Origin of the sequence: Cupriavidus taiwanensis, assembly GCF_900249755.1 — a bacterium.
In the GTDB taxonomy this organism is placed as follows: Bacteria; Pseudomonadota; Gammaproteobacteria; order Burkholderiales; family Burkholderiaceae; genus Cupriavidus; species Cupriavidus taiwanensis_D.
In genome coordinates, this window is record NZ_LT976853.1 from 1,912,263 (window position 1) to 1,936,651 (window position 24,389).

Consider the following 24,389-nt stretch of genomic DNA (forward strand, 5'->3'; position numbering starts at 1 on the left):
TGTCCCCCGCGCCCATGAGTAAAGGTCTGGCGGTGCAGGCAAGCCAGAGCGATGGCGAGCTTCACTTTCCGTCGGGCCTGAGCACGGCGTCGAAGGTATCGACCGGGTCCAGGACCAGCATGGCTGGCAGAACGACCAACCCGGACGGCCTCTTGGACAACCCCGCTCCCGCGCTGCTATATTCCGGGATACTCCAAGTGTGCCTCACTGACCACCCCGACCCATGGCTCGCTGGCTACCGCTCGCAGCATTGGCTGTTCTCCTTCATGGCTGTGCCGGTGCACCTTCCTTTGCCGTGTTCGGCGCCTATTTCCCGCTCTGGCTGTTGAGCGCGCTGGTCGGCATCCTGGGCGCCGTGGTCGCCTGGCGTGTCTTCGTTGCAACCGGCTGGGCGGAGACGGTCCGCTTCCAGCTGCTCGTCAATACGGCGATCGGCCTCATCGTTGCCGAGATCGTCTGGCTGATCGGTACGGGGCATCTATGAAAATGGCTGGCATGCGCCGCGGCCCGTGGCGCGGGAAAGTGATTGCGCTGGTGATCGTGGCGCTGGCCGTGGCGCTTTCGGTTTATGCCTATCAGCGGACGGTGCGCTACCCATCGACCGACGATGCCACGCTGGACGCGGACCTGATCCACGTCGCCTCGCCTGTCGGTGGCCGCATTGCCCGGATCCTGGTGACGGAAAACCAGCACGTGGCCAAGGGCGATGTGCTGTTCGAAATCGACCCGGTGCCGTACCAGCTCACCCTGGCCCAGGCGCAGGCCGACCTGGAACTGGCCCGGGCCATGCTGGGCACGCGGCGCCGGACCATCGGCACGGAGCGCGGCACCGCTTCCGTCGCCGCCGAGCAGATTGCCCGCGCCGAGCAGAACTACGCGCTGACGCAACGGACCGTGGAGCGCTTGCGCCCGCTGGCCGCCGATGGCTACGTGCCGAAGCAGCAGCTGGACCAGGCTGAAGTTGCCAGGCGCGACGCGGCGGTGACGCTGAAGCAGGCGCAGCTGCAGCAAGCGACCACGGCGCAGGCGGTGGGCAGCGAGGACGATGCCATGGCCACGGTGCGCGCACGCGAGGCGGCGCTGGCCATCGCGCAGCGGGCGCTGGACGATACCGTGGTGCGCGCCCCGTTCGCCGGCCGTGTCAGCGGCCTGCGGGTGCTGGCCGGCGAAGTCGTGCTGCCGAACCAGTCGCTGTTCCTGCTGGTGCATACCGGAGAGTGGTTTGCCATGGCGAATTTCCGCGAGACCCAGCTGGCGGATATCCGTCCCGGCGACTGCGCCACGGTCTATTCGATGATCGACCGGCGCACTGCCCTGCGCGGCACCGTGGCAGGCATTGGCGTCGGCATCGGCGATACCGATCGCATCAACCTGCCGCGGTCCCTGCCCTATGTGCAGCCGTCGGTGAACTGGGTGCGCGTGGCACACCGGTTCCCGGTGCGCATCAGGCTGGAGGAGCCGCCGGAAGCCCTGGCCCGGGTCGGTGCGAGCGCAATCGTCGAGGTGCGGCATGGCGCGGCCTGCCGCTGACAAGCCGCGCCTGGCCGTTGCCGATCTCGGCGCCCTGCTGGCGCCGTTGCCGGGCCGCGCCGAAGCCACCACGCGCATTGCGGTGGCGAGCACGCTGACGGTGCTGGTCGCGGCGATGTACGGCACCCCGGAGGCCGCCCTCTCCGCGTACGTCATCTTTTTCATCAACCGCGCGGACCGCGCCAGCAGCATCGCACTGAGCCTGGCCATGCTGGTCCTGGTCAGCCTGATCGTCGGGCTGGTGATCGTGCTGGCCGGCCTCACGCTGGACAACCCCATGTTGCGCGTGGCGTGCATGGCGGTGTTGTCGGCCGGGCTGCTGTTCCTGACCTCGGCCAGCAAATTGCGCCCGGTCGGCGCGATCGTGGCCATGGTCGTCGGTTTCGGGCTGGATGAACTGGGGCTGGTGCCAGCCGGCGAGCTGGCCACCCGCGGCCTGCTGTATGCCTGGCTGATGGTAGCCATCCCGGTCGGCGCCAACGTGGCGGTCAACCTGCTGATGGGGCCATCGCCGCGCCGGCTCGCAGGCGAGCGCCTGGCGCATTGCCTGCGCGTGGCGGCACGCAGCCTGCGCGATCCGGCAGCGCAGGACGCCGCGCTTGCCTCGGCATTGCGCGATGGCGTCCAGCCCGTGCCCGGCTGGCTGACGCTGGCCCGGCTGGAAGGCAGCGCGAATGCGGCTGACGTGCTGGCGCTGCGGCAAGCGACGGCGTCGACCATGGCCATCCCGATGGCCGTCGAGGTCGCGCGGCAGCCCGATGCGCGCTTGCCCGCCGCCTGCGCGGGAGCCATCGCCGATACGCTCGATGCCATGGCGGAGATGCTCGCCGCCGGTGGCTATCCGGTCGACATCGCATTGGCGCTGCCCGATGCCGCCGCGCTGCCGCCGCTGCAGCAGGCGGTGGCGAAGTCGCTGCGCGATGCCATCGAACTCTATGCCGAACACGACACAGCCGCCACACCACCGGCAACGGACGCAGCGCGCAATGCCCGCGCCGGCAAGTCCGGCGGCTTCCTGGATCCCGACGCCTTTACCAACCCTGCCCACGTCCACTACGCGCTGAAGACCACCGGCGCCGCCATGTTCTGCTACCTGCTCTACCAGCAGCTGAACTGGCCCGGCATCCATACCTGCTTTATCACCTGCTACCTGGTGGCGCTCGGCACGGTGGCGGAGTCCGTTGAAAAACTCACGCTGCGGCTGGCAGGGTGCCTGGTCGGCGCGGCGGCGGGCACCGCGGCGCTGGTCTATATCGTGCCGCTGCTCGATTCCGTGACCGGGCTGCTGGCGCTGGTGTTTGCGGGCACATGGCTGTCGGCGTGGGTGGCATCGGGCTCGCCGCGCATCGCGTACGCGGGCTTCCAGGTCGCGTTTGCGTTCTATCTGTGCGTGATCCAGGGTCCGGGACCGGCGTTCGACCTGACCGTCGCCCGGGATCGGGTCATCGGCATCCTGATCGGCAACCTGGTGGTGTACCTGGTGTTCACCAGGATCTGGCCGGTCAGCATCGCCGGTCGCATCGAGGCGGCGCTGGCGGCATTGGCGAGCCAGTGGCAGCAGCTGATTGACGCGCACCAGTCCGCTCTGCGCCGCCAGCATGCCGCCAGCGCCATGGCACTGCAGGAATCTATCGCGCAGGACCTGGTGCTGGCCCGGTACGAGCCTGCGTCGGTCGGGGCTTCGCCGGCATGGATCGCGCAGCAGCGGCAGCGCCTGAGGGTGCTCGGCGCGGTGGCCGGCCACCTGTTCCTGCTGGCGGAACGGTTCCCCGGCGATCCTGCGATCGCCGCGCGGCTGCATGCGTTGCGAACCGGCGAGGCCCCGGCCGCTACCGCTGAACCGTCCACTGAACGGCCCGATGAACCGCCGTCAGCCGCTGCCGATGTTGCCGATGGCGACCAGGCCCGCGCCACCCTGCTGGCGCTGGTCGATCGACACTTGTCCGAAACGCGCCAGGCCGCGGCCAATGCCCCCTCCTCCCATGCGCAAACCTGATTCGCTCGCGCTGCTGCCGCTGGTTGCGGTGCTGGCCCTGAGCGCCTGTGCCACCTCGTCGCTCGACCTGGCGCCACCGCGGCCCGACCGGCCGTGGCAGGCGCCCACCAGCGCGACCGGAGAAATCGTCGCCGGTACGCCCGCCGCATCCGCCCCCGCGGACAAGCCACCGGCCTACGCGCTGCCCGCGAATACCGCGCTGGCGACGATCGCTCCGCCCGCTCCCCTCGATCCCGCGCATGCCTATACGCTGCCCGAGCTGATCGACCTGGCGCAATCGCACAACCCGCTGACCCGGGTGGCGTGGAACGACGCCCGCAACGCCGCGCTGGCCACCGGCATCGCGCGCAGCACTTACCTGCCGCAGCTGTCGGTGGCGGCCATGGGCGGCTGGCAGAACGGCCGCCTGACCGGTTCCACCGTGCTGGGCCAGGCCGGGACCGACACATCGCGCCACGGCGCGATCTCGGTGGTATCGCTGCAGTGGCTGCTGTTCGATTTCGGCGAGCGCGCGGGCGTGGTCGAAGCCGCCGAACAGGCCACGGTGGCGGCGAACATCGCCTTCACCGCGCTGCACCAGCGCCTCATCCACGAGGTCAGCGTCGCCTTCTACCGCTACCAGGCCGCGCGCTCGCGCATGGCCACGGTCGACCAGGCCACGGCCAATGCCGATGCGGTGCTGACGGCGGCCAGGTCACGCTACCAGCGCGGCATCGGCACGGTGGTGGAGGTGGCGCAGGCCACGCAGAACCAGGCCCAGACCCGGTTGGCGCAAGTGCAGGCGCAAGGCGCGCAGACCGATGCCTACCTGGGTCTCATCAACGCCATCGGCATTTCCCCGCTGTCGAAGCCGCGCATCGCCGAGATGCCCGTGCGGCCGCTGTCGCCGGCGCTGCGCCGCCCGGTCGAGCAGATCGTCGAGCAGGCCATCGCGCAACGGCCGGATGTGCTGGGCGCCTACGCGGTGGAGCGCGCCAGCCAGGCGCGCGTCAAGGCGGCCGAAGCGGCGTTCCTGCCGAAGGTGTTCATGTCGGCGGCGGCCTCGTATGCGTCGGGCGGGTCCGCCATCACGGCGATCCCTCCGGTGGGACAGCAGCCGCCGACGGTCAATCTCAACGGCTATCGCTACGGCAGCAGCGTGTTCCTGGGCGTGACGCTGCCGCTCTACGATGGCGGCATGCGCTCGGCCGCGCTGGCGCAGGCGCGCAACGATGCCGACAGCGCATCGGCAAAGCTGACGCGCGCCAAGGAGGAATCGGTGCGCCAGGTGGTGGTCAGCCAGAGCGCGCTGGAATCGAGCCTGGCCGCCTATGACGCCGCCAGGGCGCTGGCCGACGCTGCGCAGATCACCTATGACGCGGCGTACAACGCCTATCGGCGTGGCGTGGGCACGGTCACCGAGGCCAACCTCGCGCAGAACCAGTTGCTGCTGGCGCGCAATGCGTCGGCCGACGCGTACAGCGCCGCCTTGACCGCCGCAGCCATGCTGGCGTTGGCCACCGGCGAAATCGGCCGAAGCGCCAACTAGCCGGACCCGCGTCCTGCCGGGCGCACGCGCCCGTCGCTGCCGCGACAGACAGCCTGCCGCGCCTGGCGCGGCCTGCGTGCGCCAGCGCACCGAAGACCGCACCGGCTGCCGGCATGATTGAAAGCCGCCTCCCCTCAGCGGGGCCTGTGCTGTGCAAGCCATGGAGCGCAACGAGGATGAGCCAGCCTGAGCCCCCGGACACCGCGCCGCCGCTGCCCGATATCCTGATATTCAGCGTGCCGTTCCACCCGTCCGTGGGCGGCATGGAGCGCTTTGCCGAAGACCTTGCGTTCGGACTGACCGAGCTTGGCTATCGGATCGAACTGGCGACGCGCACGCCGGCGGCGGCGGACGACAACGCGCCGTTCCCCTATCCGGTCACGCGCGTGGCGGGCCTGGTCGAACTGGCGCGCGCCATGCTGCGGCACCCGCTGGTGGTGTTCGTCGGCCTGACCTTCTACGACGTGCTGCTGGCCACCATGCTGCGGCGCCGGATCGTGCTGACGCATCACGGCCCGTACAGCCACTATGGCGAGGCGCGGCGTTTCACGGCGGGAAACATCAAGCGCTGGATGTCGCGCTTCTATGACAACATCTGCGTCAGCCGGTACCTGGCCGGCTGGCTGCCGGGACAGCCGCTGGTGATCCACAACGGCTATCGCGACGACGTGTTCGTCCCCTCCTGCGCGCCGCGCCCGCCCGGCAGCTTCGTGTTTGTCGGGCGGCTGGTGACCGAGAAAGGGGTCGACCTGCTGCTGCGCAGCTTCGCCAGACTGCGTGGAATGCGGCCCGACGTCCGCCTGACGGTGATCGGCGACGGGCCGCAGTACGCGGTGCTGGTGGCTTTGGCGTCAGCGCTGGGGTGCGCCGGCGCCGTGACCTTTGCCGGCGCGCAGGGGCCCGCGGTGGTCGCCACGCTGCTGGCGCAGCATGCCTGCCTGGTGGTGCCATCGATCGGCTACGAGCCCTTCGGCATCGTCGCACTGGAAGGCCTGGCGGCAGGCTGCGAGGTCATCGTGACGCGCCGCGGCGGGCTGCCCGAGGCTGTCGACGGCTTCGGCTGGGTAGTGGAGCCGGCCGTGGACCCGTTGTGCGAAACGATGCTCGCCGTCTGCGCGGGCGAGTCGCACCGCAGCGAGCCGGGCCTGAGCCTGTTCCTGGCCGACCACCAGCGCAACACCGTTGTGCGCCGCTACGCGGAGGCCATCGCGGCCTTCGTGCGGCAGTAGTGCGGCACTAGCGTGGCATTAGTGCGGCATCAGCGCGCGGGCTTTTTCGGCTTGCCGGTGTCAGCCTGGTGCTGCCTGCGCGGATCCTCGTTGCGGAAGCCGCCATAGCTGCTCTGTCCGGGGTCGGCGCTGCGGCTCTTGATCTGGCTGGCATCCCGGTCCATGCGCGCGCCCGGGTTCTTCTTGTCCGCGCCGGTCTTGCCGGAGGTCTTGCCGGAGGTCTTGCTTGCAGTCTTGCTTGCAGTCTTGCTTGCGGTCTTTCCGCTGGAACCTGGTTTCATTTCCAACTCCTTGTCATGACACACTGGTCGGTCTGAGGACTTGTTCCCGTGCCGGCCGGCTCCGCTTTGTCGGCGCTGCCTGCCGGGAAGCGAAAATCACGCAACTTTCGTTCCACGATAAAACGCCAGGCACGGCGCCAAAGGCTGCGGGCGCGGCGGTGGCCTGCTGCAAGCGCTGCTGCAGCGTTGCAGAATTTGCAAGCCGGCGCCGCGGTCTTATACGAGGGACGAGGCCCGCTTCAGGCCAGCCGCAGCAGCCATGCCGCCGCCCAGGCCGCACCGGTCGACAGCACCAGCCCCAGCGCCACCGGCACCGCAAAGCGCGCGCCGCCCGCCGTCGACGCGACGATCTTGCTGACGGTATTGGCGGTCAACGCCCCGAGCACCGGCCAGACCGCGGCCGGTGGCTCAAGCTTGCCGGCGCCGACCATGGCGCCGATCGAGGTGGCCGCGGCATGCGCGTCGGCAAAGCCGGCGCCCACCGACAGCGCCAGCAGCCCTTCGTTGCCGGCCCATGCCTGCGTGGCCGCACCCACCAGTTGCAGCACCGCAAACAGCAGCGCGAACACCGCCGCGCCGCGCCAGTCGAAGATGCCGCCGCCAGGCAGGCCCTCGGTGCCGCCGCGGGCCTCATGCCAGGAGCGCCACAGCCAGATGCCGCCGAAGGCCGCGATCACTGCCAGCCCCACGGCCAGCGGCAGCGCCAGCGCCGCCAGCGCAGGCACGCTGGTGGCGCCCAGCAACACCATCATCTGCACGTAGGTGGCGACGCTCGACAGCAAGGCCGCCGCCACCGGACCGTGGATGCGCGCCTCGCTCTGGCGCGACAGCACCGCCATCGCGGCAACGGTGGCGGTGCTGGAGACGAAGCCGCCGAACAGGCCCGAGATCGGCAGCCCCAGGCGCTCGCCGAACAGGCGCGCGCAGACGTGCCCGACCGCGCCGGCCAGCAGCACCAGCAGCACCACCAGCCAGATCGCATGCGGGTTCCACGCGTCGAGCGGGCCCAGGTAGCGGTCCGGCAGCAGCGGCCAGACGACCAGCGCGGCGGTGGCGAGGATCAGCGCCTCGCTCAGTTCCTCGCGCGTGACCACGCGGCGGGCCAGGTGGTGCAGGAAGGACTTGCCATGCAGCAGCAGCACCACCACCGTCGCCAGCGCCGCCGCCAGCGCCGGATGGCTGGCCGCCAGCGCCCCCAGCAGCAAGGTCAGCAGCAGCGCGAATTCGGTGGTCAGGCCGCTGTCGCGGCCGGCCGAGCGGTGGTAGCTCACCGCCGTCAGCAGGGCCGCGCCCAGCAGCATCACCGGCAGCACCAGCGCCGACGACAGCATCGCGCTGGCCACGCCGGACAGGCTCGCCAGCGCGAAGGTGCGCAGCCCGGCCGGCGCTTCGCTGCCGCCGTCGGCCGCCTGGCTGCGTTCGCGCTCCAGCCCGATCGCCAGTCCGATGCCCAATGCCACCGATGCGGAAATGATCAAGGGGTCCATGCCATATGCCCGAGTTTGCGGTCGTCGTGAAGCGCGGCGGATGTCGGTGACGACAGTATCGGCGCAGGCGGCGATTTGCGCACCCCCGCCGGCGGGCGGCTGGTGCAGGGCCAGGACCCGGCTTCAGGGCGCGGCGACCATGACCACGTGCGCCTGCATCGGGCCGGCCACCGGCCCGGTACCGTAGGCCTGGATCAAGGCCTGCTCGCAGTGCGCGGTCGCGCGCGACAAGGCGTCGGGCCCGCGCGCCTCCAGCTCGGTGCGCAGCGGCGTGCCCTGGCAGAACGCGGTGGCGGGGATGCGCGCGGCGGCGGCGCGGCTGGTTTCGGCAACGGTCTCGAACACCGCGCCGGCGGTGAATCCGGCCGCGCGCAGGTCTTGCTCGATGGCCGCCTGGCTGTGGTAACCGTGCGGGATGCGGACCATGAAATCGGGCGGCGCGTCGGGGAACAGCGCGGCCAGCGCCGCGTTGATATCGCGCGCAAAGGCGTTGAACGCGATCCGGTCCCAGACGTTGAACACCAGCGTGCCGCCCGGCACCAGCACGCGGCGGGCCTCGGCGAAGGCCCTGCCCTTGTCGGGGAAGAACATCGCGCCGAACTGGCAGGCCACCAGGTCGAAGCTGGCGTCGTCGAACGGCAGTTGCATGGCGTCGGCCTCGCGCCATTGCACCGGGCGCGCCGTGCCCGCGGCTTGCGCGCGCGCCAGCATGGGGGCGTTGAGGTCGGTGGCGACCACCAGGGTGTCCGCCGGCAGGCGCCCGGCCAGCTCGCGGGTCAGCGCGCCGGTGCCGGCGGCCAGTTCCAGCACCCGGCGCGGCCGCAGCGCGGCGATGCGCCGCGCCAGGTCGGCGGCATAGGGCGCAAAGATCATCGGCACCATCAGGGCCTCATAGATCTCGGGGATCGCCCCCGCAAAGACTTTGTCCTGGTGTTGCGTGCCCATGGCGCCCTCCTCCCCGTGCCCGGCCCGGCCGCAAAGTCGCCGGGCTCGCCTGACTGGGTGTAGGACACATCGCGACCGATGTAAACCGCGCCCGCTAGAACGTCTTGCTCAGCGATCCCCAGACGGTGGCGCGGCCAAGGTAGCGTCCTTTCGCGCTGGTGTACACCGCGCGCTCGGCATTGGTATCGATATACGCCAGCGCCAGCGCGAAACCGTGGCCCAGGTCTTTGGTCAGGCCAAGCTTCCAGTCGGCGTACGAGGCATCGGCCACCTGCACTTTCTGGTAGCCGACATGCGCGTTGAGCGTCAGGCCCCAGAACCCGAGCGGAACGTTGGCCGACAGGTCGGCATACCAGCTGTGGCGGCTGTCGGCGAGCCCGAACAGGTTGGTCGGCGCGTAGGAATATTTCAGCGTCACCGGCCCGTAGCCGACCCCCGCGTACAGCTCGGTGGTGTCCGGGCTGGTGTAGCGGTCGGGATAGCTGCCCGGATAGTAGTACTGCAGCACGCCGATGTCGGTGCTCCAGCCGCTGTCGCCAAATGCATGGCGGTAGCCGCCGTAGAAGTCCATCTCGATGGGCGCGGACACGTCCGGGTGGCTGTCGCCCAGCCAGCTGATGCTGGAATTCCAGTTGCCCAGGTAGAAGCCGCTGGCATGGCTGTAGTCGAAGCCGCCCTGGATCGCGGGGCGGCCGTTGCTTTGCGCCAGGCCGCGGTAGCGGTAGTCGCTGGCCAGTGCGAGGTTGGCGCTGAAGGTGTGGGCCGGGTTGGCGGCCGCGCTGTCGGAGGTGGCTTGAGCCAGGGCCGGCGTGGTGTTGGCCAGCCACAGGGTAGCGCCAAGCGCGGCCAGCGTTGCGTGGCGGCCGGCGCGGATGTGAAGCAGGTTCATGGTCGAAGTTGGCGGATTGAGAGAACGTCCGGATCCGGACGGCCCCGCCACGATATGGACTTCGACATAAAAACGGCGTCAAGAGACGCCGGGCCGGTATTGAAATGCGGTAAAGGCGGGATGTCTGCGCAAGGCCCGAATCTTGCGGAAATGGCCTCGACAGGCTCCTGCGACGAAACTTTGGTGTCAATGGCATGAACCGCGGGGCCGCCGGTTGCAAAAAGTACAGACCAGGGCAGGCGATGATCCGGATCGGCATCTCAGGCTGGCGCTATGCCGGCTGGCGCGGCGTGTTCTATCCCGACGGGCTGGCGCAGCGGCGCGAGCTCGAATACGCGTCGCGCGCGGTCGAGACCATCGAGATCAACGGCTCGCACTACGCGCTGCAGACGCCGAAAAGCTATCGCGCCTGGCACGCGGCCACACCGCCGGGCTTCGTCTTCAGCGTCAAGGGGCCGCGCTATCTGACCCACATGCTGCGCTTTCGCGACGACTCGTCACTGCCTGCGATGGCCAATTTCTTTGCGTCCGGCGTGCTGGCGCTGGAGGAAAAACTGGGGCCGGTGCTGTGGCAGTTTCCGCCCAACTTTGCCTTCGACCCGGAGCGCATGGAACGTTTCCTGTCGCTGATCCCGCACGATACGCACAGTGCCCGCGAGCTGGCGCGGCAGCACAACCGCAAGGTCGGCGAGCCGTGGCTCGAGACCCGGCGCCGGCGCCCGATCCGGCATGCGGTGGAAATCCGCCACGCCAGCTTCTGCACGCCGGAGTTCCCTGCCCTGTTGCGCCGGCACCGGGTAGCGCTGGTGATCTCCGACGCCGTCGCCGACTGGCCTTATGCGGAGGATGTCACCAGCAACTTCCTGTACCTGCGCCTGCATGGTACGCAGACGCTGTATGGCGGCGCCTATTCCGATGCCGCGCTGGACCGCTGGGCCGCGCGGCTGGTCAGGTGGGCCAACGGACAGGAGCCGGCCGATGCGCAGCGGATCTCGCCGAAGCGGCCCCGCGCCGCCGCGCATCGGGACATCTACTGTTATTTCGATAACGACAAGAAGGTCAAGGCGCCCTTCGACGCGCAACGGCTGCGCGCGCGCATCGAGGAGAAATAGGCGGCCGGACCGCGCCAGCGCCGGCTTGCCCTTAATCCCGGATGCGCGGCATCCAGCCGCTGCCGCGCGTGCGCGGATCCACCGGCAACTGCCGCTGCAGCGCGGCCTTGGCCAGCATGTGGGCGCTGATCGGCGCGGTCAGGAACAGGAAGGCGGTCACCAGCAGTTCATGCAGGCTGGCGTCGCCGCGGAAGCTGAAGTACGCCACCGACGCGAGCACCACGCCGCCCACGCCGAGCGTGGTCGACTTGGTCGGCCCATGCAGGCGCATAAAGAAATCCGGCAGCCGGAACAGGCCGATGGCCCCGACCAGCATGAACGCGCTGCCCACCAGCAGCAGCGCGCAGACGATGAATTCGGCAACAGGGTGCAGCATGGGCCGGGCTCCTAGTATTCGATGATATCGCCGCGCTGCAGGTACTTCGACAGCGCCACGGTGGCGACGAAGCCCATCACCGCGATCAGCAGCGCGGCCTCGAAGAACACCGCCGAGTCCAGGCTGATGCCGATCACCACGATCAGCGCGATGGCGTTGATGTTGAGCGTGTCGAGCGCGACGATGCGGTCGGGCAGGCTGGGCCCGCGCAGCAGCCGGCCCAGCGTCAGCAGGAAGGCCAGGCCCAGGATTGCCAGGCAGACCGGAATCACGATGGCAAGCATTGGAAGATCTCCTTGAGCGGGGTTTCATAGCGCGACTTGATCAGCGCGACCAGCGCGGCCTCTTCCTCCAGGTCCAGCACATGGACCAGCAAGGCGCGGCGGTCGTCGCTCAGTTCGGCGCACAGCGTGCCCGGACTGAGCGAGACGATGCTGATCAGCGCGGTGGTCGCCAGTTCATGCTCGACATCGAGCGGGACCACGATAAACGCCGGGCGCAGCCGCGCGGTGCGCCCCAGCACCATCACGGCCACCTGCAGGTTGGCGCGGACGATGTCGATCAGCACATGGAAGCTCAGGCGCAAGATCAGGTCCGGCCGCGACAGGCGGAAGGCGCCCAGCACCAGCCAGCGGTCGGCCAGCCGGCCGATGGCCCAGCCCAGCAACGCACCCAGCAGCCAGTGCCCGGGCGCGATGCTCTGGGCCAGCATCAGCCACATCAGCATCAGGATCAGGCTCAGCCAGGGATGGGGCAGCAGACGACGCAACATGGCCTACCCCCGCTCGCCGGGCAGCACCGCCCGCAGGTAGGCGGCGCGGTCCAGCAGTTGCGCGGCGGCATCCGCGACGTAGTCGCTGACCGGGCGCGCGCCGACGGTCAGCGCCAGGTTGCCCGCCAGCAGCAGCAGGCAGCAGGCCAGTTTGCGCGCATCCGGGCGCACCCGCAGGCGCGCCGCGCCGGGGTGGTCCTCATCCAGGTATTCGGCGCCTTCGGCCACGCGCTGCGCTTCATGCGGCAGGCGCCACAGCAGCCGCGTGCCGGTGCGCGAGACGGCGATCAGCAGCAGCAGGCTGGAGCCCAGCACCGCGGGCCACAGCACCGGCATCCACGGCGCCGGCGTGGCGCGCAGGATCATAAGCTTGCCGAGGAAGCCCGACAGCGGCGGCAAGCCCACCGCCGCGATCACGCCGACCAGGTACAGCAGCCCCGCCAGCCGCGAGGCGATCACCGGCGTACCGTCGGTGCGCGCGGCTTCGGGCTCGAGCGCATCGGCCAGCAGGAACAGCGCGGCGGTGCACAGCGTGGTGCTGAGCAGGTAGTACAGCGCCGCGGCCCAGCCGGCCTGGCTTTGCATCGACACGCACGCCGCCAGCAGCCCCACCGACGCCACCACCAGGTAGCTGGTCATGCTGCGCAGCGCGGTGGCGGCCAGCGCGCCCAGCGCGCCGACCGCCAGCGTGGCCAGCGCCAGCGCGAACACCCAGTCATGCAGGAACGGCCCCAGCAGCCCCTGCGCGCCGCCGAAGATCAGCGCGTCGCAACGCAGCATCGCGTAGATGCCGACCTTGGTCATGATGGCGAACAGCGCCGCCACCGGTCCCGCCGCGCTGGCGTAGGCGCGCGGCAGCCAGAAGTACAGCGGGAACAGCGCAGCCTTGAGCGCGAACACCAGCATCAGCATCGCGCCCGCGGCCACCGCCAGCGGCAGGTCCTGCGCCGGCAGCCCGGCCAGCCGCAGGCCCAGGTGCGCCATGTTGAGCGTGCCCGACAGCCCGTACAGCACGCCGATCGCGACCAGGAAGAACGACGACGCCACCAGGTTCAGGATCACGTAGTGCAGGCCGGCGCCGACGCGCGCGCGCCCCGCCCCGTGCACCAGCAGCGCATAGGAAGCGATCAGTAGGATCTCGAAGAAGACGAAGAGGTTGAACAGGTCGCCCGCCAGGAACGCCCCATTCAGCCCCATCAGCTGGAACTGGAACAGCGCGTGGAAGTGCCGCCCCTGCCGGGGCGTGCTGTCGCCCGCCGCGGCCAGCGCGGCCACCGCAAGCACCGCGGTCAGCGCCAGCATCATCGCGCCGGTGCGGTCCAGCTGCAGCACGATGCCGAACGGCGCGCTCCAGTTGCCCATGGCGTAGACCGTGATGTCGCCGCCGGCCGCATGGCGCAGTAGCAGCACGGCCACCGGCACCAGCAGCAGCGTCGCCACCGCGCCGGCCACGCGCTGTGCCTGCAGCCGATGGGCCGGCATCGCCGTCAGCAGCGCGCCGGCGAACATGGGAATCAGGATGGGCAGCAGCACGGCGTGGTTCATGGGTGCGGCTCCCTGACGCCAGCGCTGCCGCCCTCGGCAGCATGGGTCTCGCGCACCTCGGGCTTGCCGGCGGCATCGACATGGTCGCTGCCGGTCAGTCCCAGCGAGCGCAGCGCCAGCACCACCGCGAAAGCGGTCATGCCGAAGGCAATGACGATGGCGGTCAGCACCAGCGCCTGCGGCAGCGGGTCGGCATAGCTGGCCCCGGGCGCAATCACCGGCGGCCGGCCGATCGACAGCCGCCCCATGCCGAGCAGGAACAGGCTGACCGCATACGACAGCAGGGTCAGCCCCAGCACCACCGTGAACACGCGCTCGCGCAGCAGCAGGTAGATGCCGGCGGCGGTCAGGATGCCGATGGCGATGGCGTAGAGCGCGGCCATCAGTCCTCCTCCGCGGCTTGTGCGGGCGGCAGGTTGCGCACGCCCAGGTGAGACACGATCACCAGCGTGGTTCCGGTCACGGTGCAGAACACTCCCAGGTCAAAGATCATGGCCGTGGCCAGCTCCACCTCGCCGATGCCCGGCAGGTGGAAGTGCCCGAAGGCGGTGGTCAGGAACGGGTAGCCGAAGGCCAGGCTGCCCAGCCCGGTCAGCCCGGCGACCAGGATGCCGACGCCGGCGATGGCGCGGTAATCCGGAGCGATGCGCGCCTCGGTCCAGCGCACGCCGTTGGCGACGTATTGCAGCAGCAGCGCCACCGACGTGATCAGCGCCGCGATAAAGCCCCCGCCCGGCTGGTTGTGGCCGCGCAGCAGGATAAAGGCGGCCACCAGCAGCGTCAGCGGCAGCATCAGCCGCGCCAGCATCGCCAGCAGCAGCGGATGCGGCTGGGTGGTCCAGGGCAGCCCGTCCGGCGCCGCCGACGGCGTCGGCAGGCGCATCCCCTTCAGCAGCGCCTGCACCGCCAGGCCGGCAACCAGCAGCACGCAGATCTCGCCCAGCGTGTCGAAGCCGCGGAAGTCCACCAGCAGCACGTTGACCACGTTGTGCCCGCCGCCGCCCGGCACCGACTGCTCGATGTAGAAGGTCGACACCGGGTCGTACGGCCGCGTCATCACCGCGTAGGCCGCCACCGCCAGCAGCGTGCCGCCGCCCAGCGCCAGCACGGCATCGCGCACGCGGCGGCCGGCGCGCGGGCGGTCGTGGGTTTCGCGCGGCAGGTAGAACAGCGCCAGCACCAGCAGCAGGATCGTCACCACCTCGACCGAGATCTGCGTCAACGCCAGGTCCGGCGCCGAAAAGCGCAGGAACGCCAGCGACACCATCAGCCCGCAGCCGCTCAGCAGCACCAGCGCCAGCAGCCGCTGCCGGTGCGCCACCACCACCGCGATCGCGCACAGCGCCAGCAGCGCCAGCGCGGCGGCGCCGATCGGATCGATGGCGCCGCCGGGCACGCTGCCCGCCAGCGTGCCCAGGTCGGCCAGGAAATACGCCGGCACCGCCAGCATCGCCAGCAGCATCCAGGCGATATAGGTCGGCAGCGAGCCGTCTTCGAGCCAGCGCGTGACCGCCGCGGCAAAGCGCTCCAGCGCGCGCATGCCATGCTCGAACGAGCGCCGCGCGCTGATATGCTCGATCGCCTGCTGCCAGCGCCGCAGCGCGTCGCGGCGCAGGAAGAACAGGGTCGCGCCGCCCGCCATCGACACCAGGCTCATCATCAGCGGCAGGTTGACCCCGTGCCACAGGTTCAGGCTGTATTCGGGCAGCGGCGCGCGCAGCGTTGCCAGCGACGCCGCCGCCAGCAGGTCGCCGACGGTGTAGGCCGGCACCAGCCCGACCACCAGGCAGATCACCACCAGGAATTCCACCGGCACCTTCATGAAGCGCGGCGGCTCGTGCGGCGGGTAGTTGGGCAAATCGGGCCGGCCCCCGCCGAAGAACACGCCGTAGATAAAGCGCAGCGAATAGGCCATGGTCAGCGCCCCGGCCATGGTCGCCGCGGCAGGGATGACCCAGTTGAAATCGCCCAGCAGCCCCTGCGCCAGGGTCTCGCCGAAGAACATTTCCTTGCTGAGGAAGCCGTTGAACAGCGGCACCCCCGCCATCGACAGCGACGCCACGATGGCCAGCACCGCGGTGTGCGGCATATAGCGGGCGAGACCGCGCAGCCGGTCCAGGTCGCGCGTGCCGGTTTCATGGTCGATGATGCCGGCGGCCATGAACAGCGACGCCTTGAACACCGCGTGGTTGATGATGTGGAAGATCGCCGCCACCGTGCTGAGCTGGGTGTCGAGGCCGAACAGCAGCGTGATCAGGCCCAGGTGGCTGATGGTCGAATACGCCAGCAGGCCTTTCAGGTCGCGCTGCAGCAGCGCCAGGCCGGCGCCGACGATCAGCGTGGTCAGCCCGGTCATGCTGACCAGGTAGAACCAGCTGTTGGTGCCGTCCAGCACCGGATAGAGCCGCGCCAGCAGGAACACGCCGGCCTTGACCATGGTGGCCGAGTGCAGGTAGGCCGAGACCGGCGTGGGCGCGGCCATGGCGTGCGGCAGCCAGAAGCTGAACGGAAACTGCGCCGACTTGGTGAACACCGCCAGCAGCACCAGCACCAGCATCGGCAGGTACAGCGGGTGGTGCTGGACCTTGCCGGCCTGCGCCAGCACCACCGACAGCTCGAAGCTGCCGCAGATATGGCCCAGCAGCAGCACCCCCGCCAGCAGCGCCAGCCCGCCGCCGCCGGTCACCGCCAGCGCCATGCGCGCGCCCTGGCGCGCATCGGTGCGCCAGGACCAGAAGCCGATCAGCAGGAACGACAGGATGCTGGTCAGCTCCCAGAACACCACCAGCAACAGCAGGTTGCCGGCCAGCACCACGCCCAGCATCGCCGCCATGAACAGCAGCAGCAGGCAGAAGAAGCGCACCGCCGATTCATTGCGCGCCAGGTAGTAGCGCGCGTACAGGATCACCAGCAGCCCCACGCCCAGCACCAGCAGCGCGAACAGGAAGGCCAGGCCGTCGAGCCGCAGCGAAAGGTCCAGCCCGAGCGCGGGCAGCCACGCCACGCGCCAGCCGAGTGCGTGCCCGGGCTGTGCGAAGACCTCGCCGCGCAGGCTCAGCAGCAGCAACAGCGCGGCCAGCGGCAGGCCGATGATGGCCGGCGCCAGCAGCCGCGGCGCGCGCATGCCGACCAACCACGTCAGCGCCGCGGCCAGCAGCGGCAGCGCAATCAGCAGCGGCAGCGCCATGCCCGCCCCCATCAACCGTTGCCCGGGCTCGCGGCCGGCAGGTGCCAGCCGGCCTGGCGGCGCATGGCGGGCCGGGTTTCAGGGACGGAGGTGGGTCGGAGCTGGAGAGTCGGGGCGGTGGTCATGGTCGGGAATCCTTCAGCGGACAATACCGGGCAACATCGCACGATAGCGGCCGCTACTGTCCGGATTCTGCCGGCATTGCGCCGGCTGTGCCAGTCAGTTGGCGCGATTTGCAAAAAAATCATCGCCACGCCCAGGAAACTGAATGCGCGGTGCGTGGAAGCCGATCGTCGAGGCGACTGGCTTCCACGCCGAGGACCGAGCCCCGGCCCTGCGCTGTGCTCAGGGCTTGGGCCGCACCGCGTCCGCGGTGCCCTGGATAAAGGCCTTGATCTTCTCGACGTCCTGCGGCGTCAGCTTGCCGGTGAAGTCCGGCATGCCGCGCGCCATCGCCGGACCCTTGAACACCACCTTGTCCAGGTTCTCGATAAAGGCGGCGTCGATATAGCCCAGGTTGGGGATATTGCCGCCGCGGTCCACGCCGGGCACGCCGTGGCACAGCACGCAGTTGCTGACGTACAGCGCGGTGCCGTCCTTGACCAGCGCCGGGTCATACTTGACGCCCTGCAGCAGCTTGCCCGCGCGGTACTCGGCAAACGCCGGCAGCGGCGCCTTGCCGCCGAGCGCGAAGGTGTAGACCGTGCCCGGGCCCTGCCGGTTGGTGGCGCGCTGCGCCTGCCCGTAGACGCCGCCCCAGCCCACCGCCACCGAGACATACTGCCTGCCGTCGAGCTCGAAGCTGACCGGCGCCGCCACCACGCCGGTGCCGGTCGGCGATTCCCACAGCTTGTCGCCATTGCGCGCGTCATAGGCGACGAAGCGGCCGTCCGCGGTGCCCTGGAACACCAGGTTGCCGGCCGTGGTCAGCGTGCCGCCGTTCCACGGCGACACCAGCTCCTGCGTCCACGCGGCCTTCTGCTGCACCGGGTCCCAGGCAATCAGCCGGCCGAAGGGCTTGCTCTTCGGCGGCTCGGCGTTGAGGAACTTGGCCGTGTTCCAGCCGACGTTGCCATGCGGCGTGCCGGGCTTGCCTTCATTGAACTGCCAGGTCTTGTCGTCCATCAGGTTGATCGGCACGTTCTGCGCCGGCAGGTAGACCAGCCCGGTCTGCGGGTTGAACGACATCGGATGCCAGTTGTGCGCGCCGTACGGACCGGGGACCGAGTCATAAGGCTTGTCGGTGGCGCGCGCCTCGGGCCGCTCGATGGGGCGGCCATCGGCGTCATAGCCGGTGGCCCAGTTCACGTCGACAAAGTTCTTTGCCGAGATGAACTTGCCGTTGGTGCGGTCGATGACGAAGAAGAAGCCGTTCTTGGGCGCGTGCAGGATGACCTTGCGCATCTGCCCGTCGAGCTTCAGGTCGGCCAGGATCATCGGCTGGGTCGAGGTGTAGTCCCAGTTGTCGCCCGGGGTCTCCTGGTAGTGCCAGACGTATTTGCCGGTGTCGGGATCGAGCGCGACGATCGACGCCAGGTAGAGGTTGTCGCCGCCGGCCGGGCTGCGCTTGCTGCGCGACCACGGCGCGCCGTTGCCGGTGCCCACGTACATCAGGTTCAGCTCGGGGTCGAAGGCCAGCGTGTCCCAGGCCGTGCCGCCGCCGCCCGCCTCCCAGTACTTGCCGCTGGGGTCCCAGGTCTTGGCCGCCGCGGCCATCGACTCATCCTCGAACGGCCTGGAGGGGTCGCCCGGCACCGTGAACCAGCGCCACTTCTGCTCGCCGGTGCCGGCGTCATAGGCGGTGATGTAGCCGCGCACGCCATATTCGGCGCCGCCGTTGCCGATGATGACCTTGCCCTTGAACACGCGCGGCGCGCCGGTGATGGTGTACGAATACTTGCGGTCGACGATGGTGTCCTTCTCCCACAGCTTGCGGCCGCTGGCGGCATCCAGCGCGATCAGCCGGCCATCGTAGGCGGCGACGAACACCTTGCCCTGGTACAGCGCCACGCCGCGGTTGACCACGTCGCAGCAGCCGCGATAGCCGAGCGAGCGGTCCACCTTGGGGTCGAAGCTCCAGAGCCGCTTGCCGGTGCGCGCATCGAGCGCATGCACCACGCTCCACGACGCGGTCACGTACATCACGCCGTCGACCACCAGCGGCGTGGCTTCGACGCCGCGGGTCGACTCCAGGTCATAGCTCCACACCAGCCCCAGGTTGCGCACATTGGCGGCATCGATCTGCCTGAGCCGGCTGAAGCGGGTTTCGGCATAGTCCAGGCCATGGCTGGGCCAGTCGCGGCTGGTGCTGGCATTGGCGCTGATAAAGGCGCCGTCGACGCGCGCCGCCGCATTGCGCGGCGCCGCGGCGCTGGCGGGCAGCAGCTGCGTTGCCAGCGCCAGCGCGGCGGCCAGCCAGGCGGCGGCGCGGGTCCGGGTACGGCGTCTGGTGACGGGGGATCGGGAGGCAGCAGTTGCAACGGCGGTCGCAACTTCGGCGGCAACGGGATCCGTTGCCGGCTTCAACGCATGGCTCATATCGTCTCCTGGAGGGCATTCTTGTTGGAATTCGGGACTGCAGGATTACGGAACTGCGCGATGCCGGGCGGTGGCCGGGGCCCATCGATCATCGGCGAGCGCCCGCGTTATGGGTACAGGGATAACCCGGATCGCGTCGCGCGACGCGCACGGCCGGAGCGGCGGCCGGGCCCGCGACCAATATCCAGCGGATATCGCCGGACAAGAAATGAATATTGGACGCTGCCCGCCGCCGTCGCTTAGCCTTGGCAGCCAAGACAGAGCCCCCGCATCCCATATCCGGAGACACCGACATGAGCCAGTTCCTTCTCTACGAACAGCAGGACCACATCGTCACGCTGACCATGAACGAGCCGGAGCGGCGCAACCCGCTCACCGGCAACACCGCGGTGGCGGAATTCCTGGCCGCAATCGAGCGCATCCACGGCGACCGCAGCGTGCGCGCGGTGGTGATCACCGGCGCCGGCACGGCGTTCTCGTCGGGCGGCAATATCAAGGACATGGAGCGCCAGGCTTCCGGCACGGTGCCGGGCATGGAGATCCGCCAGGACTACCGCTGCGGCATCCAGCGGCTGCCGCTGGCGCTGTTCAACCTGGAGGTGCCGGTGATCGCCGCGGTCAACGGCGCGGCCATGGGCGCGGGGCTGGACCTGGCCTGCATGTGCGACATCCGCATCGCGTCGGAGCGCGCGCAGTTCGCCGAGTCCTTCGTCAAGCTCGGCATCATCCCCGGCGATGGCGGCGCGTGGCTGCTGCCGCGCGTGATCGGGCTGTCGCGGGCGGCAGAGATGACCTTCACCGGCCAGCCGATCGACGCCCGACTGGCGCTCGAATGGAACCTGGTATCGCGCGTGGTCGCGCCCGAGGCGCTGCTGCCCACCGCCTATGAGCTGGCCGGCCGCATCGCCGCCAATCCGCCGCACGCGGTGCGGCTGGCCAAGCGCCTGATGCGCGAAGCCATGCATACCCGGCTGGATACGCTGCTGGAACTGTCGGCCGGCTTCCAGGCGCTGTCGCACCAGACCGCCGACCACCGCGAGGCGGTGCAGGCCTTCCTGGACAAGCGCACGCCGGTGTTTACAGGCAACTGAAAAGTCGCTGCGACCCTAGCCCGCGACGCCCAGCGCGCCTTCGACATTGCGCACCAGGCTGACCAGGCGCGGGCCGATGTCCGTTTCCAGCTGCTTGCTCTGCTGGCTGAACACCGGCACCGACGCGGCGAAGATCCAGGCCTCGCCGTCGCGGCGCGTGCGCAACGGCACGGCGACCGATTCCACCTCGCGGTGCAGGTCGCGATGGCCGCGGCAGAAGCCATGCTCCTGCAGGTCCCCGGCGGCATCGGCCAGGCGCGCCTGCAGCCAGTCGGCGCGCGGCGGATCGGTGGCGCGCAGCTGGGCGAGGTAAGCCTCACGCTCGGCCGGGTCCAGCCGCAGCAGGTAGGCGCGGCCAGAGCCGGTGCGGGACATCGACACGCGCGTGCCGACCTCGGGCCGGAATACATGGCTGCCGGTGCCCTGCGCGATCTCGACGTAGGTCAGCGCCTGGCCGCTGCCGACGATCAGCTCGACCTGCCCGGCGATGTGGTCGGCCAGTTCCTGCATCGCCGGCCGCGCCAGCTGGCGGATCGTCATGCGCGCCAGTGCCGGGGCGGCCAGGTTGATCAGCCCGACGCCCGGCACATAGCGCGACAGCCGCTCCGAGTAATGCAGCAGGCCCAGTTCGCACAGCGTGTCGAGCAGCCGGAACAGCGTGGGCTTGGCCAGGCCGGTGCGCTCCATCAGCTCGCGGCTGCTCAGCTCCTGCACCGTCGGCGAGAAGCAGTTGAGGATGGAAACGCCGCGTGCCAGCGCGCTGACAAGGCGTGCCTCGCCGTCGGCATCGGCGGCAGGCGGGGGCACGGAGGCATGTGGAGCATTCGTCATCGGCGGGCCTGAATCTGGAGTTTTTTGATACGCGCGTCTCAAAACCCGGATGTTGCCCTTCGCGTTTTGCAAAGTCAAACCATGGATTTTGCGTTTACATGATTATTTTCTGACGCCAGAATCCCAATTCATCGTATCGGACGAGCACTTTTCGGTACAGACGTCTCAATATTCCAGCCACGACCCGCATCACTCAGTTCTCAGGAGACTCCGCATGCAACAAGCCGTCATCGTCGACGCCATCCGCAGCCCGATGGGCCGCTCCAAGCCGGGCTCGGCCTTCACCGAACTCCATGCCACCGAACTGCTGGCGCAGGTGCTCAAGGGCCTGGTCGAGCGCAACAAACTGGACCCGGGGCTGGTCGACGACGTCATCACCGGCTGCGTGACGCAGGCGGGCGAGCAATCCGCCGGCCCGGGCCGCGTCGCGTGGCTGGCGGCGGGGTTCCCCGAGCACGTGCCGGCGACCACCATCGACCGCAAGTGCGGCTCGAGCCAGCAGGCGGTGCACTTTGCCGCGCAGGGCATCATGGCCGGCGCCTATGACATCGTCATCGCCTGCGGCATCGAGTCGATGAGCCGGGTGCCGATGGGCTCGGCGCGCATCGGCCAGAACCCGTATGGCCCGTCGATGGAAGCGCGCTACGCGCCGGGGCTGGTATCGCAGGGCGTCGCGGCCGAGCTGGTGGCGGCCAAATACGAACTGTCGCGCGGGCAGATGGACGCCTACTCGGCCCGCTCGCACGAACTGGCCGCCGCGGCGCGCGAAAGCGGCGCGTTCCGTCGCGAGATCCTGGGCATCAGCACGCCCAACGGCGTGGTCGAGCATGACGAGACCATCCGCCCCGGCACCTCGGTGGAGAAGCTGGGCACGCTGCAGGCATCGTTCCGCAACGACGAGCTCAGCACGCGCTTCCCGCAGATCGGCTGGAACGTGACCGCAGGCAATGCCTCGCAGATCAGCGACGGCGCCGCCGCCATGCTGCTGATGAGCGAAGCGATGGCGCAGCGCCTGGGTTTGAAGCCGCGCGCGCGCTTCGTCGCGTTCGATGTCTGCGGCGACGATCCGATCGCGATGCTGACCGCCCCCATCCCCGCCAGCCAGCGCGCCATCAAGAAGAGCGGCCTGAAGCTGGAGCAGATCGACCATTACGAAATCAACGAAGCCTTTGCCTGCGTGCCGCTGGCCTGGCAGCGCGCGCTCGGCGCCGACCCGGCAAAGCTGAACCCGCGCGGCGGCGCGATTGCGCTGGGCCATCCGCTGGGCGCCTCGGGCGTGCGGCTGATGACCACCATGCTGCATGCGCTGGAAGACAGCGGCCAGCGCTACGGCCTGCAGTCGATGTGCGAAGCCGGCGGCATGGCCAACGCCACCATCATCGAGCGCCTGTAAGCAGCCCATCCCGATCCTCCATCCCGATCCCCAAGCAAGGAGACACAACATGAAACTGACCAATATGTCCGCCGTCGTCACCGGCGGCGCTTCCGGGCTGGGCCTGGCCTGCGTGCGGCGCCTGGTGGAGCGCGGCGTCGACGTGGTCATCGCCGACCTGTCGGAAGAGCGCGGCAACGCCGTGGTCGACGAGTTCGGCGGCAAGGTCCGCTTCCTCAAGGCCGACGTCACCGACACCGACCAGATGAACGCGGTCTACGACGCCGCCGAGGCCATCGCCCCGCTGCGCGCGCTGATCCACTGCGCCGGCCTGGGCGGCCCGGTGCGCGTGGTCGAGAAAGACGGCTCGCCCGGTTCGCTGGAAAAGTACGAGTCGATCGTGCGCATCAACCTGATCGGTACCTTCAACGCGCTGCGCCTGGGCGCCGCGCGCATGGCGAAGAACGAGCTGGTCGACGGCGAGCGCGGCGCCTGCGTGCTGACCGCGTCGGTGGCCGCCTATGAAGGCCAGATCGGCCAGATTCCCTATGCCTCGGCCAAGGCCGGCATCGTCGGCATGACACTGGTGGCCGCGCGCGACCTGGCGCAGCGCGCGATCCGCGTCTGCACCATCGCCCCGGGGCTGTTCGACACGCCGCTGCTGGCCAAGTTGCCCGAGAACGTGCGCGCCTCGCTCGGCGCCATGGTGCCGCACCCGGCGCGCCTGGGTGCGCCGGACGAATACGCGTCGACCGCGCTGCACATCCTGGAGAACCCCATGCTCAACGGCGAAACCATCCGCCTGGACGGCGCCATCCGCATGGCCCCGCGCTGAACCGGCCCCACCACACAGGAGACAACCGATGAGCGATACGCTGCTGAAGGAAATCCGCGGCAACGTGATGGTGCTGACCATCAACCGTCCCGAGGCCCGCAATGCGATGGACTTCGAGACCGCCACGGCGATCGCCGCCGCGCTGGATGAGCTGGACGCGCGCGATGACCTGAGCCTGGCGGTGCTGACGGGCGCCGGCGGCACCTTCTGCTCCGGCATGGACCTGAAGGGCTTCCTGGCCGGCAAGCGCCCCAGCATTCCCGGCCGCGGCTTTGGCGGCGTGACCGAGCAGCCGCCGCGCAAGGTGCTGATTGCCGCGGTCGAGGGCTATGCGCTGGCCGGCGGCTTCGAGCTGGTGCTGGCGTGCGACCTGGTGGTGGCGTCGCGCGCGGCCAAGTTCGGCCTGCCCGAAGTCAAGCGCGGCCTGGCCGCCGCCGCCGGCGGCCTGATCCGCCTGCCGCGCCGCGTGCCGTACCACGTGGCGATGGAATACGCGCTGACCGGCGACATGCTGCCGGCCGAGCGTGCCTACGACCTGGGCCTGGTCAACCGCCTGACCGATGCCGGCGGCGCGCTCGACGCCGCGCTGCAGCTGGCCGATGCGGTCGGCGCCAACGGGCCGCTGGCGATTGCCGCCAGCAAGCAGGTGGTGGCGCAGTCCGGCGACTGGACCCGCGAGGAAATGTTCGTGCGGCAAAAGCCCCTGATCGACCCCGTCTTCACTTCCGCCGACGCGCGCGAAGGCGCGGCCGCCTTCGCCGAGAAGCGCAAGCCGGTGTGGACGGGCAAGTGAAAGCGCCCGCCCTGCCCTGAGAACGGCCGGCCGCAAGCCGGCCGTTCTTGCT

At 69.7% G+C, this 24,389-nt stretch carries 22 protein-coding genes; 10 read left to right on the forward strand and 12 right to left on the reverse strand.

What is annotated here, in order from left to right; all coding sequences use genetic code 11:
* Positions 1-223 precede the first annotated feature (223 nt).
* The 5 genes from CBM2594_RS08740 (at position 224) to CBM2594_RS08760 (ending at position 6,283) form a co-directional block, all read left to right on the forward strand.
* On the forward strand, positions 224-484 hold the full coding sequence (locus CBM2594_RS08740; RefSeq protein WP_116356488.1) for a YtcA family lipoprotein: 261 nt from the start codon (positions 224-226) through the stop codon (positions 482-484).
* On the forward strand, positions 481-1,530 hold the full coding sequence (gene mdtN / locus CBM2594_RS08745; protein WP_116356489.1) for a multidrug transporter subunit MdtN: 1,050 nt from the start codon (positions 481-483) through the stop codon (positions 1,528-1,530). Before CBM2594_RS08740 ends, mdtN begins: the two co-directional genes overlap by 4 nt.
* Positions 1,511-3,526, forward strand: a complete 2,016-nt coding sequence (locus CBM2594_RS08750) for an FUSC family protein (protein WP_116356490.1) — start codon at positions 1,511-1,513, stop codon at positions 3,524-3,526. Before mdtN ends, CBM2594_RS08750 begins: the two co-directional genes overlap by 20 nt.
* Positions 3,513-5,054 (forward strand): TolC family protein, encoded by a 1,542-nt coding sequence (locus tag CBM2594_RS08755; protein WP_116356491.1) that lies wholly within the window; start codon positions 3,513-3,515, stop codon positions 5,052-5,054. The genes CBM2594_RS08750 and CBM2594_RS08755 overlap by 14 nt, the downstream gene beginning before the upstream one ends.
* A 176-nt stretch (positions 5,055-5,230) precedes the next feature.
* Complete coding sequence (locus CBM2594_RS08760) at positions 5,231-6,283, forward strand: glycosyltransferase family 4 protein (protein WP_116356492.1); 1,053 nt, start codon at positions 5,231-5,233, stop codon at positions 6,281-6,283.
* Between the two features lie 29 nt (positions 6,284-6,312).
* On the opposite strand, the gene CBM2594_RS08765 is transcribed toward CBM2594_RS08760, so the two are convergent.
* The 4 genes from CBM2594_RS08765 to CBM2594_RS08780 all read right to left on the reverse strand — a co-directional run bounded on the left by CBM2594_RS08765 (position 6,313) and on the right by CBM2594_RS08780 (position 9,885).
* Positions 6,313-6,564, reverse strand: coding sequence for a hypothetical protein (locus tag CBM2594_RS08765; RefSeq protein ID WP_116356493.1), 252 nt, complete (start codon positions 6,562-6,564; stop codon positions 6,313-6,315).
* Between the two features lie 239 nt (positions 6,565-6,803).
* The gene (locus CBM2594_RS08770; protein WP_116356494.1) at positions 6,804-8,051 is read right to left on the reverse strand and encodes an MgtC/SapB family protein; all 1,248 of its coding nucleotides are present in this window, start codon (positions 8,049-8,051) and stop codon (positions 6,804-6,806) included.
* A 123-nt stretch (positions 8,052-8,174) separates the two neighbouring features.
* Entirely contained in the window at positions 8,175-8,996 is an 822-nt protein-coding gene (locus CBM2594_RS08775; RefSeq protein ID WP_116356495.1) for a class I SAM-dependent methyltransferase, read from the reverse strand.
* A 94-nt stretch (positions 8,997-9,090) separates the two neighbouring features.
* Positions 9,091-9,885, reverse strand: a complete 795-nt coding sequence (locus tag CBM2594_RS08780; RefSeq protein ID WP_116356496.1) for a TorF family putative porin — start codon at positions 9,883-9,885, stop codon at positions 9,091-9,093.
* A 242-nt stretch (positions 9,886-10,127) separates the two neighbouring features.
* On the opposite strand from CBM2594_RS08780, the gene CBM2594_RS08785 reads away from it, so the two are divergent.
* Positions 10,128-10,997: a DUF72 domain-containing protein gene (locus CBM2594_RS08785; protein ID WP_116356497.1), complete on the forward strand. Its 870-nt coding sequence runs from the start codon at positions 10,128-10,130 to the stop codon at positions 10,995-10,997.
* Positions 10,998-11,028: 31 nt separating this feature from the next.
* Here CBM2594_RS08785 and CBM2594_RS08790 read toward each other — a convergent pair whose 3' ends face one another.
* From CBM2594_RS08790 to CBM2594_RS08820, 7 genes are all read right to left on the reverse strand, one after another.
* A complete protein-coding gene (locus CBM2594_RS08790; RefSeq protein WP_116356498.1) occupies positions 11,029-11,373 on the reverse strand; it encodes a Na+/H+ antiporter subunit G in 345 nt (114 codons plus the stop codon).
* An 11-nt stretch (positions 11,374-11,384) separates the two neighbouring features.
* Positions 11,385-11,657 (reverse strand): K+/H+ antiporter subunit F, encoded by a 273-nt coding sequence (locus CBM2594_RS08795; RefSeq protein WP_116356499.1) that lies wholly within the window; start codon positions 11,655-11,657, stop codon positions 11,385-11,387.
* Positions 11,642-12,145 carry a Na+/H+ antiporter subunit E gene (locus CBM2594_RS08800; protein WP_116356500.1) on the reverse strand — a complete coding sequence of 168 codons (504 nt, stop codon included), beginning with the start codon at positions 12,143-12,145 and terminating at the stop codon, positions 11,642-11,644. The genes CBM2594_RS08795 and CBM2594_RS08800 overlap by 16 nt, the downstream gene beginning before the upstream one ends.
* A 3-nt stretch (positions 12,146-12,148) precedes the next feature.
* Positions 12,149-13,690 (reverse strand): monovalent cation/H+ antiporter subunit D, encoded by a 1,542-nt coding sequence (locus CBM2594_RS08805; protein ID WP_116356501.1) that lies wholly within the window; start codon positions 13,688-13,690, stop codon positions 12,149-12,151.
* Entirely contained in the window at positions 13,687-14,073 is a 387-nt protein-coding gene (locus tag CBM2594_RS08810; protein ID WP_116356502.1) for a Na+/H+ antiporter subunit C, read from the reverse strand. The genes CBM2594_RS08805 and CBM2594_RS08810 overlap by 4 nt, the downstream gene beginning before the upstream one ends.
* Positions 14,073-16,877, reverse strand: a complete 2,805-nt coding sequence (locus tag CBM2594_RS08815) for a monovalent cation/H+ antiporter subunit A (protein WP_116357746.1) — start codon at positions 16,875-16,877, stop codon at positions 14,073-14,075. The genes CBM2594_RS08810 and CBM2594_RS08815 overlap by 1 nt, the downstream gene beginning before the upstream one ends.
* A 345-nt stretch (positions 16,878-17,222) precedes the next feature.
* On the reverse strand, positions 17,223-19,415 hold the full coding sequence (locus tag CBM2594_RS08820) for a PQQ-dependent dehydrogenase, methanol/ethanol family (protein ID WP_198048116.1): 2,193 nt from the start codon (positions 19,413-19,415) through the stop codon (positions 17,223-17,225).
* Positions 19,416-19,708: 293 nt separating this feature from the next.
* On the opposite strand from CBM2594_RS08820, the gene CBM2594_RS08825 reads away from it, so the two are divergent.
* Positions 19,709-20,506, forward strand: coding sequence for a crotonase/enoyl-CoA hydratase family protein (locus tag CBM2594_RS08825; RefSeq protein WP_116356503.1), 798 nt, complete (start codon positions 19,709-19,711; stop codon positions 20,504-20,506).
* A 15-nt stretch (positions 20,507-20,521) separates the two neighbouring features.
* Here the strand turns inward: CBM2594_RS08825 and CBM2594_RS08830 are convergent, their stop codons facing one another.
* Positions 20,522-21,337 (reverse strand): IclR family transcriptional regulator, encoded by an 816-nt coding sequence (locus CBM2594_RS08830; protein ID WP_116356504.1) that lies wholly within the window; start codon positions 21,335-21,337, stop codon positions 20,522-20,524.
* A gap of 214 nt (positions 21,338-21,551) precedes the next feature.
* On the opposite strand from CBM2594_RS08830, the gene CBM2594_RS08835 reads away from it, so the two are divergent.
* Genes CBM2594_RS08835 through CBM2594_RS08845 form a run of 3 tightly spaced genes read left to right on the forward strand, consistent with a single transcriptional unit; the run spans position 21,552 to position 24,337 of the window.
* The gene (locus CBM2594_RS08835) at positions 21,552-22,730 is read left to right on the forward strand and encodes a thiolase family protein (RefSeq protein WP_116356505.1); all 1,179 of its coding nucleotides are present in this window, start codon (positions 21,552-21,554) and stop codon (positions 22,728-22,730) included.
* A 49-nt stretch (positions 22,731-22,779) separates the two neighbouring features.
* On the forward strand, positions 22,780-23,544 hold the full coding sequence (locus CBM2594_RS08840) for an SDR family NAD(P)-dependent oxidoreductase (RefSeq protein ID WP_116356506.1): 765 nt from the start codon (positions 22,780-22,782) through the stop codon (positions 23,542-23,544).
* Between the two features lie 28 nt (positions 23,545-23,572).
* Positions 23,573-24,337 (forward strand): crotonase/enoyl-CoA hydratase family protein, encoded by a 765-nt coding sequence (locus CBM2594_RS08845; RefSeq protein ID WP_116356507.1) that lies wholly within the window; start codon positions 23,573-23,575, stop codon positions 24,335-24,337.
* Positions 24,338-24,389: the final 52 nt, after the last annotated feature.

Bases quoted from the DNA above. Each gene is read 5' to 3' on its own strand.
- CBM2594_RS08740 (WP_116356488.1), top strand. From the start codon at position 224: ATGGCTCGCTGGCTACCGCTCGCAGCATTGGCTGTTCTCCTTCATGGC.
- mdtN (WP_116356489.1), top strand. From the start codon at position 481: ATGAAAATGGCTGGCATGCGCCGCGGCCCGTGGCGCGGGAAAGTGATT.
- CBM2594_RS08750 (WP_116356490.1), top strand. From the start codon at position 1,511: ATGGCGCGGCCTGCCGCTGACAAGCCGCGCCTGGCCGTTGCCGATCTC.
- CBM2594_RS08755 (WP_116356491.1), top strand. From the start codon at position 3,513: ATGCGCAAACCTGATTCGCTCGCGCTGCTGCCGCTGGTTGCGGTGCTG.
- CBM2594_RS08760 (WP_116356492.1), top strand. From the start codon at position 5,231: ATGAGCCAGCCTGAGCCCCCGGACACCGCGCCGCCGCTGCCCGATATC.
- CBM2594_RS08765 (WP_116356493.1), bottom strand. From the start codon at position 6,564: ATGAAACCAGGTTCCAGCGGAAAGACCGCAAGCAAGACTGCAAGCAAG.
- CBM2594_RS08770 (WP_116356494.1), bottom strand. From the start codon at position 8,051: ATGGACCCCTTGATCATTTCCGCATCGGTGGCATTGGGCATCGGACTG.
- CBM2594_RS08775 (WP_116356495.1), bottom strand. From the start codon at position 8,996: ATGGGCACGCAACACCAGGACAAAGTCTTTGCGGGGGCGATCCCCGAG.
- CBM2594_RS08780 (WP_116356496.1), bottom strand. From the start codon at position 9,885: ATGAACCTGCTTCACATCCGCGCCGGCCGCCACGCAACGCTGGCCGCG.
- CBM2594_RS08785 (WP_116356497.1), top strand. From the start codon at position 10,128: ATGATCCGGATCGGCATCTCAGGCTGGCGCTATGCCGGCTGGCGCGGC.
- CBM2594_RS08790 (WP_116356498.1), bottom strand. From the start codon at position 11,373: ATGCTGCACCCTGTTGCCGAATTCATCGTCTGCGCGCTGCTGCTGGTG.
- CBM2594_RS08795 (WP_116356499.1), bottom strand. From the start codon at position 11,657: ATGCTTGCCATCGTGATTCCGGTCTGCCTGGCAATCCTGGGCCTGGCC.
- CBM2594_RS08800 (WP_116356500.1), bottom strand. From the start codon at position 12,145: ATGTTGCGTCGTCTGCTGCCCCATCCCTGGCTGAGCCTGATCCTGATG.
- CBM2594_RS08805 (WP_116356501.1), bottom strand. From the start codon at position 13,690: ATGAACCACGCCGTGCTGCTGCCCATCCTGATTCCCATGTTCGCCGGC.
- CBM2594_RS08810 (WP_116356502.1), bottom strand. From the start codon at position 14,073: ATGGCCGCGCTCTACGCCATCGCCATCGGCATCCTGACCGCCGCCGGC.
- CBM2594_RS08815 (WP_116357746.1), bottom strand. From the start codon at position 16,877: ATGGCGCTGCCGCTGCTGATTGCGCTGCCGCTGCTGGCCGCGGCGCTG.
- CBM2594_RS08820 (WP_198048116.1), bottom strand. From the start codon at position 19,415: ATGAGCCATGCGTTGAAGCCGGCAACGGATCCCGTTGCCGCCGAAGTT.
- CBM2594_RS08825 (WP_116356503.1), top strand. From the start codon at position 19,709: ATGAGCCAGTTCCTTCTCTACGAACAGCAGGACCACATCGTCACGCTG.
- CBM2594_RS08830 (WP_116356504.1), bottom strand. From the start codon at position 21,337: ATGACGAATGCTCCACATGCCTCCGTGCCCCCGCCTGCCGCCGATGCC.
- CBM2594_RS08835 (WP_116356505.1), top strand. From the start codon at position 21,552: ATGCAACAAGCCGTCATCGTCGACGCCATCCGCAGCCCGATGGGCCGC.
- CBM2594_RS08840 (WP_116356506.1), top strand. From the start codon at position 22,780: ATGAAACTGACCAATATGTCCGCCGTCGTCACCGGCGGCGCTTCCGGG.
- CBM2594_RS08845 (WP_116356507.1), top strand. From the start codon at position 23,573: ATGAGCGATACGCTGCTGAAGGAAATCCGCGGCAACGTGATGGTGCTG.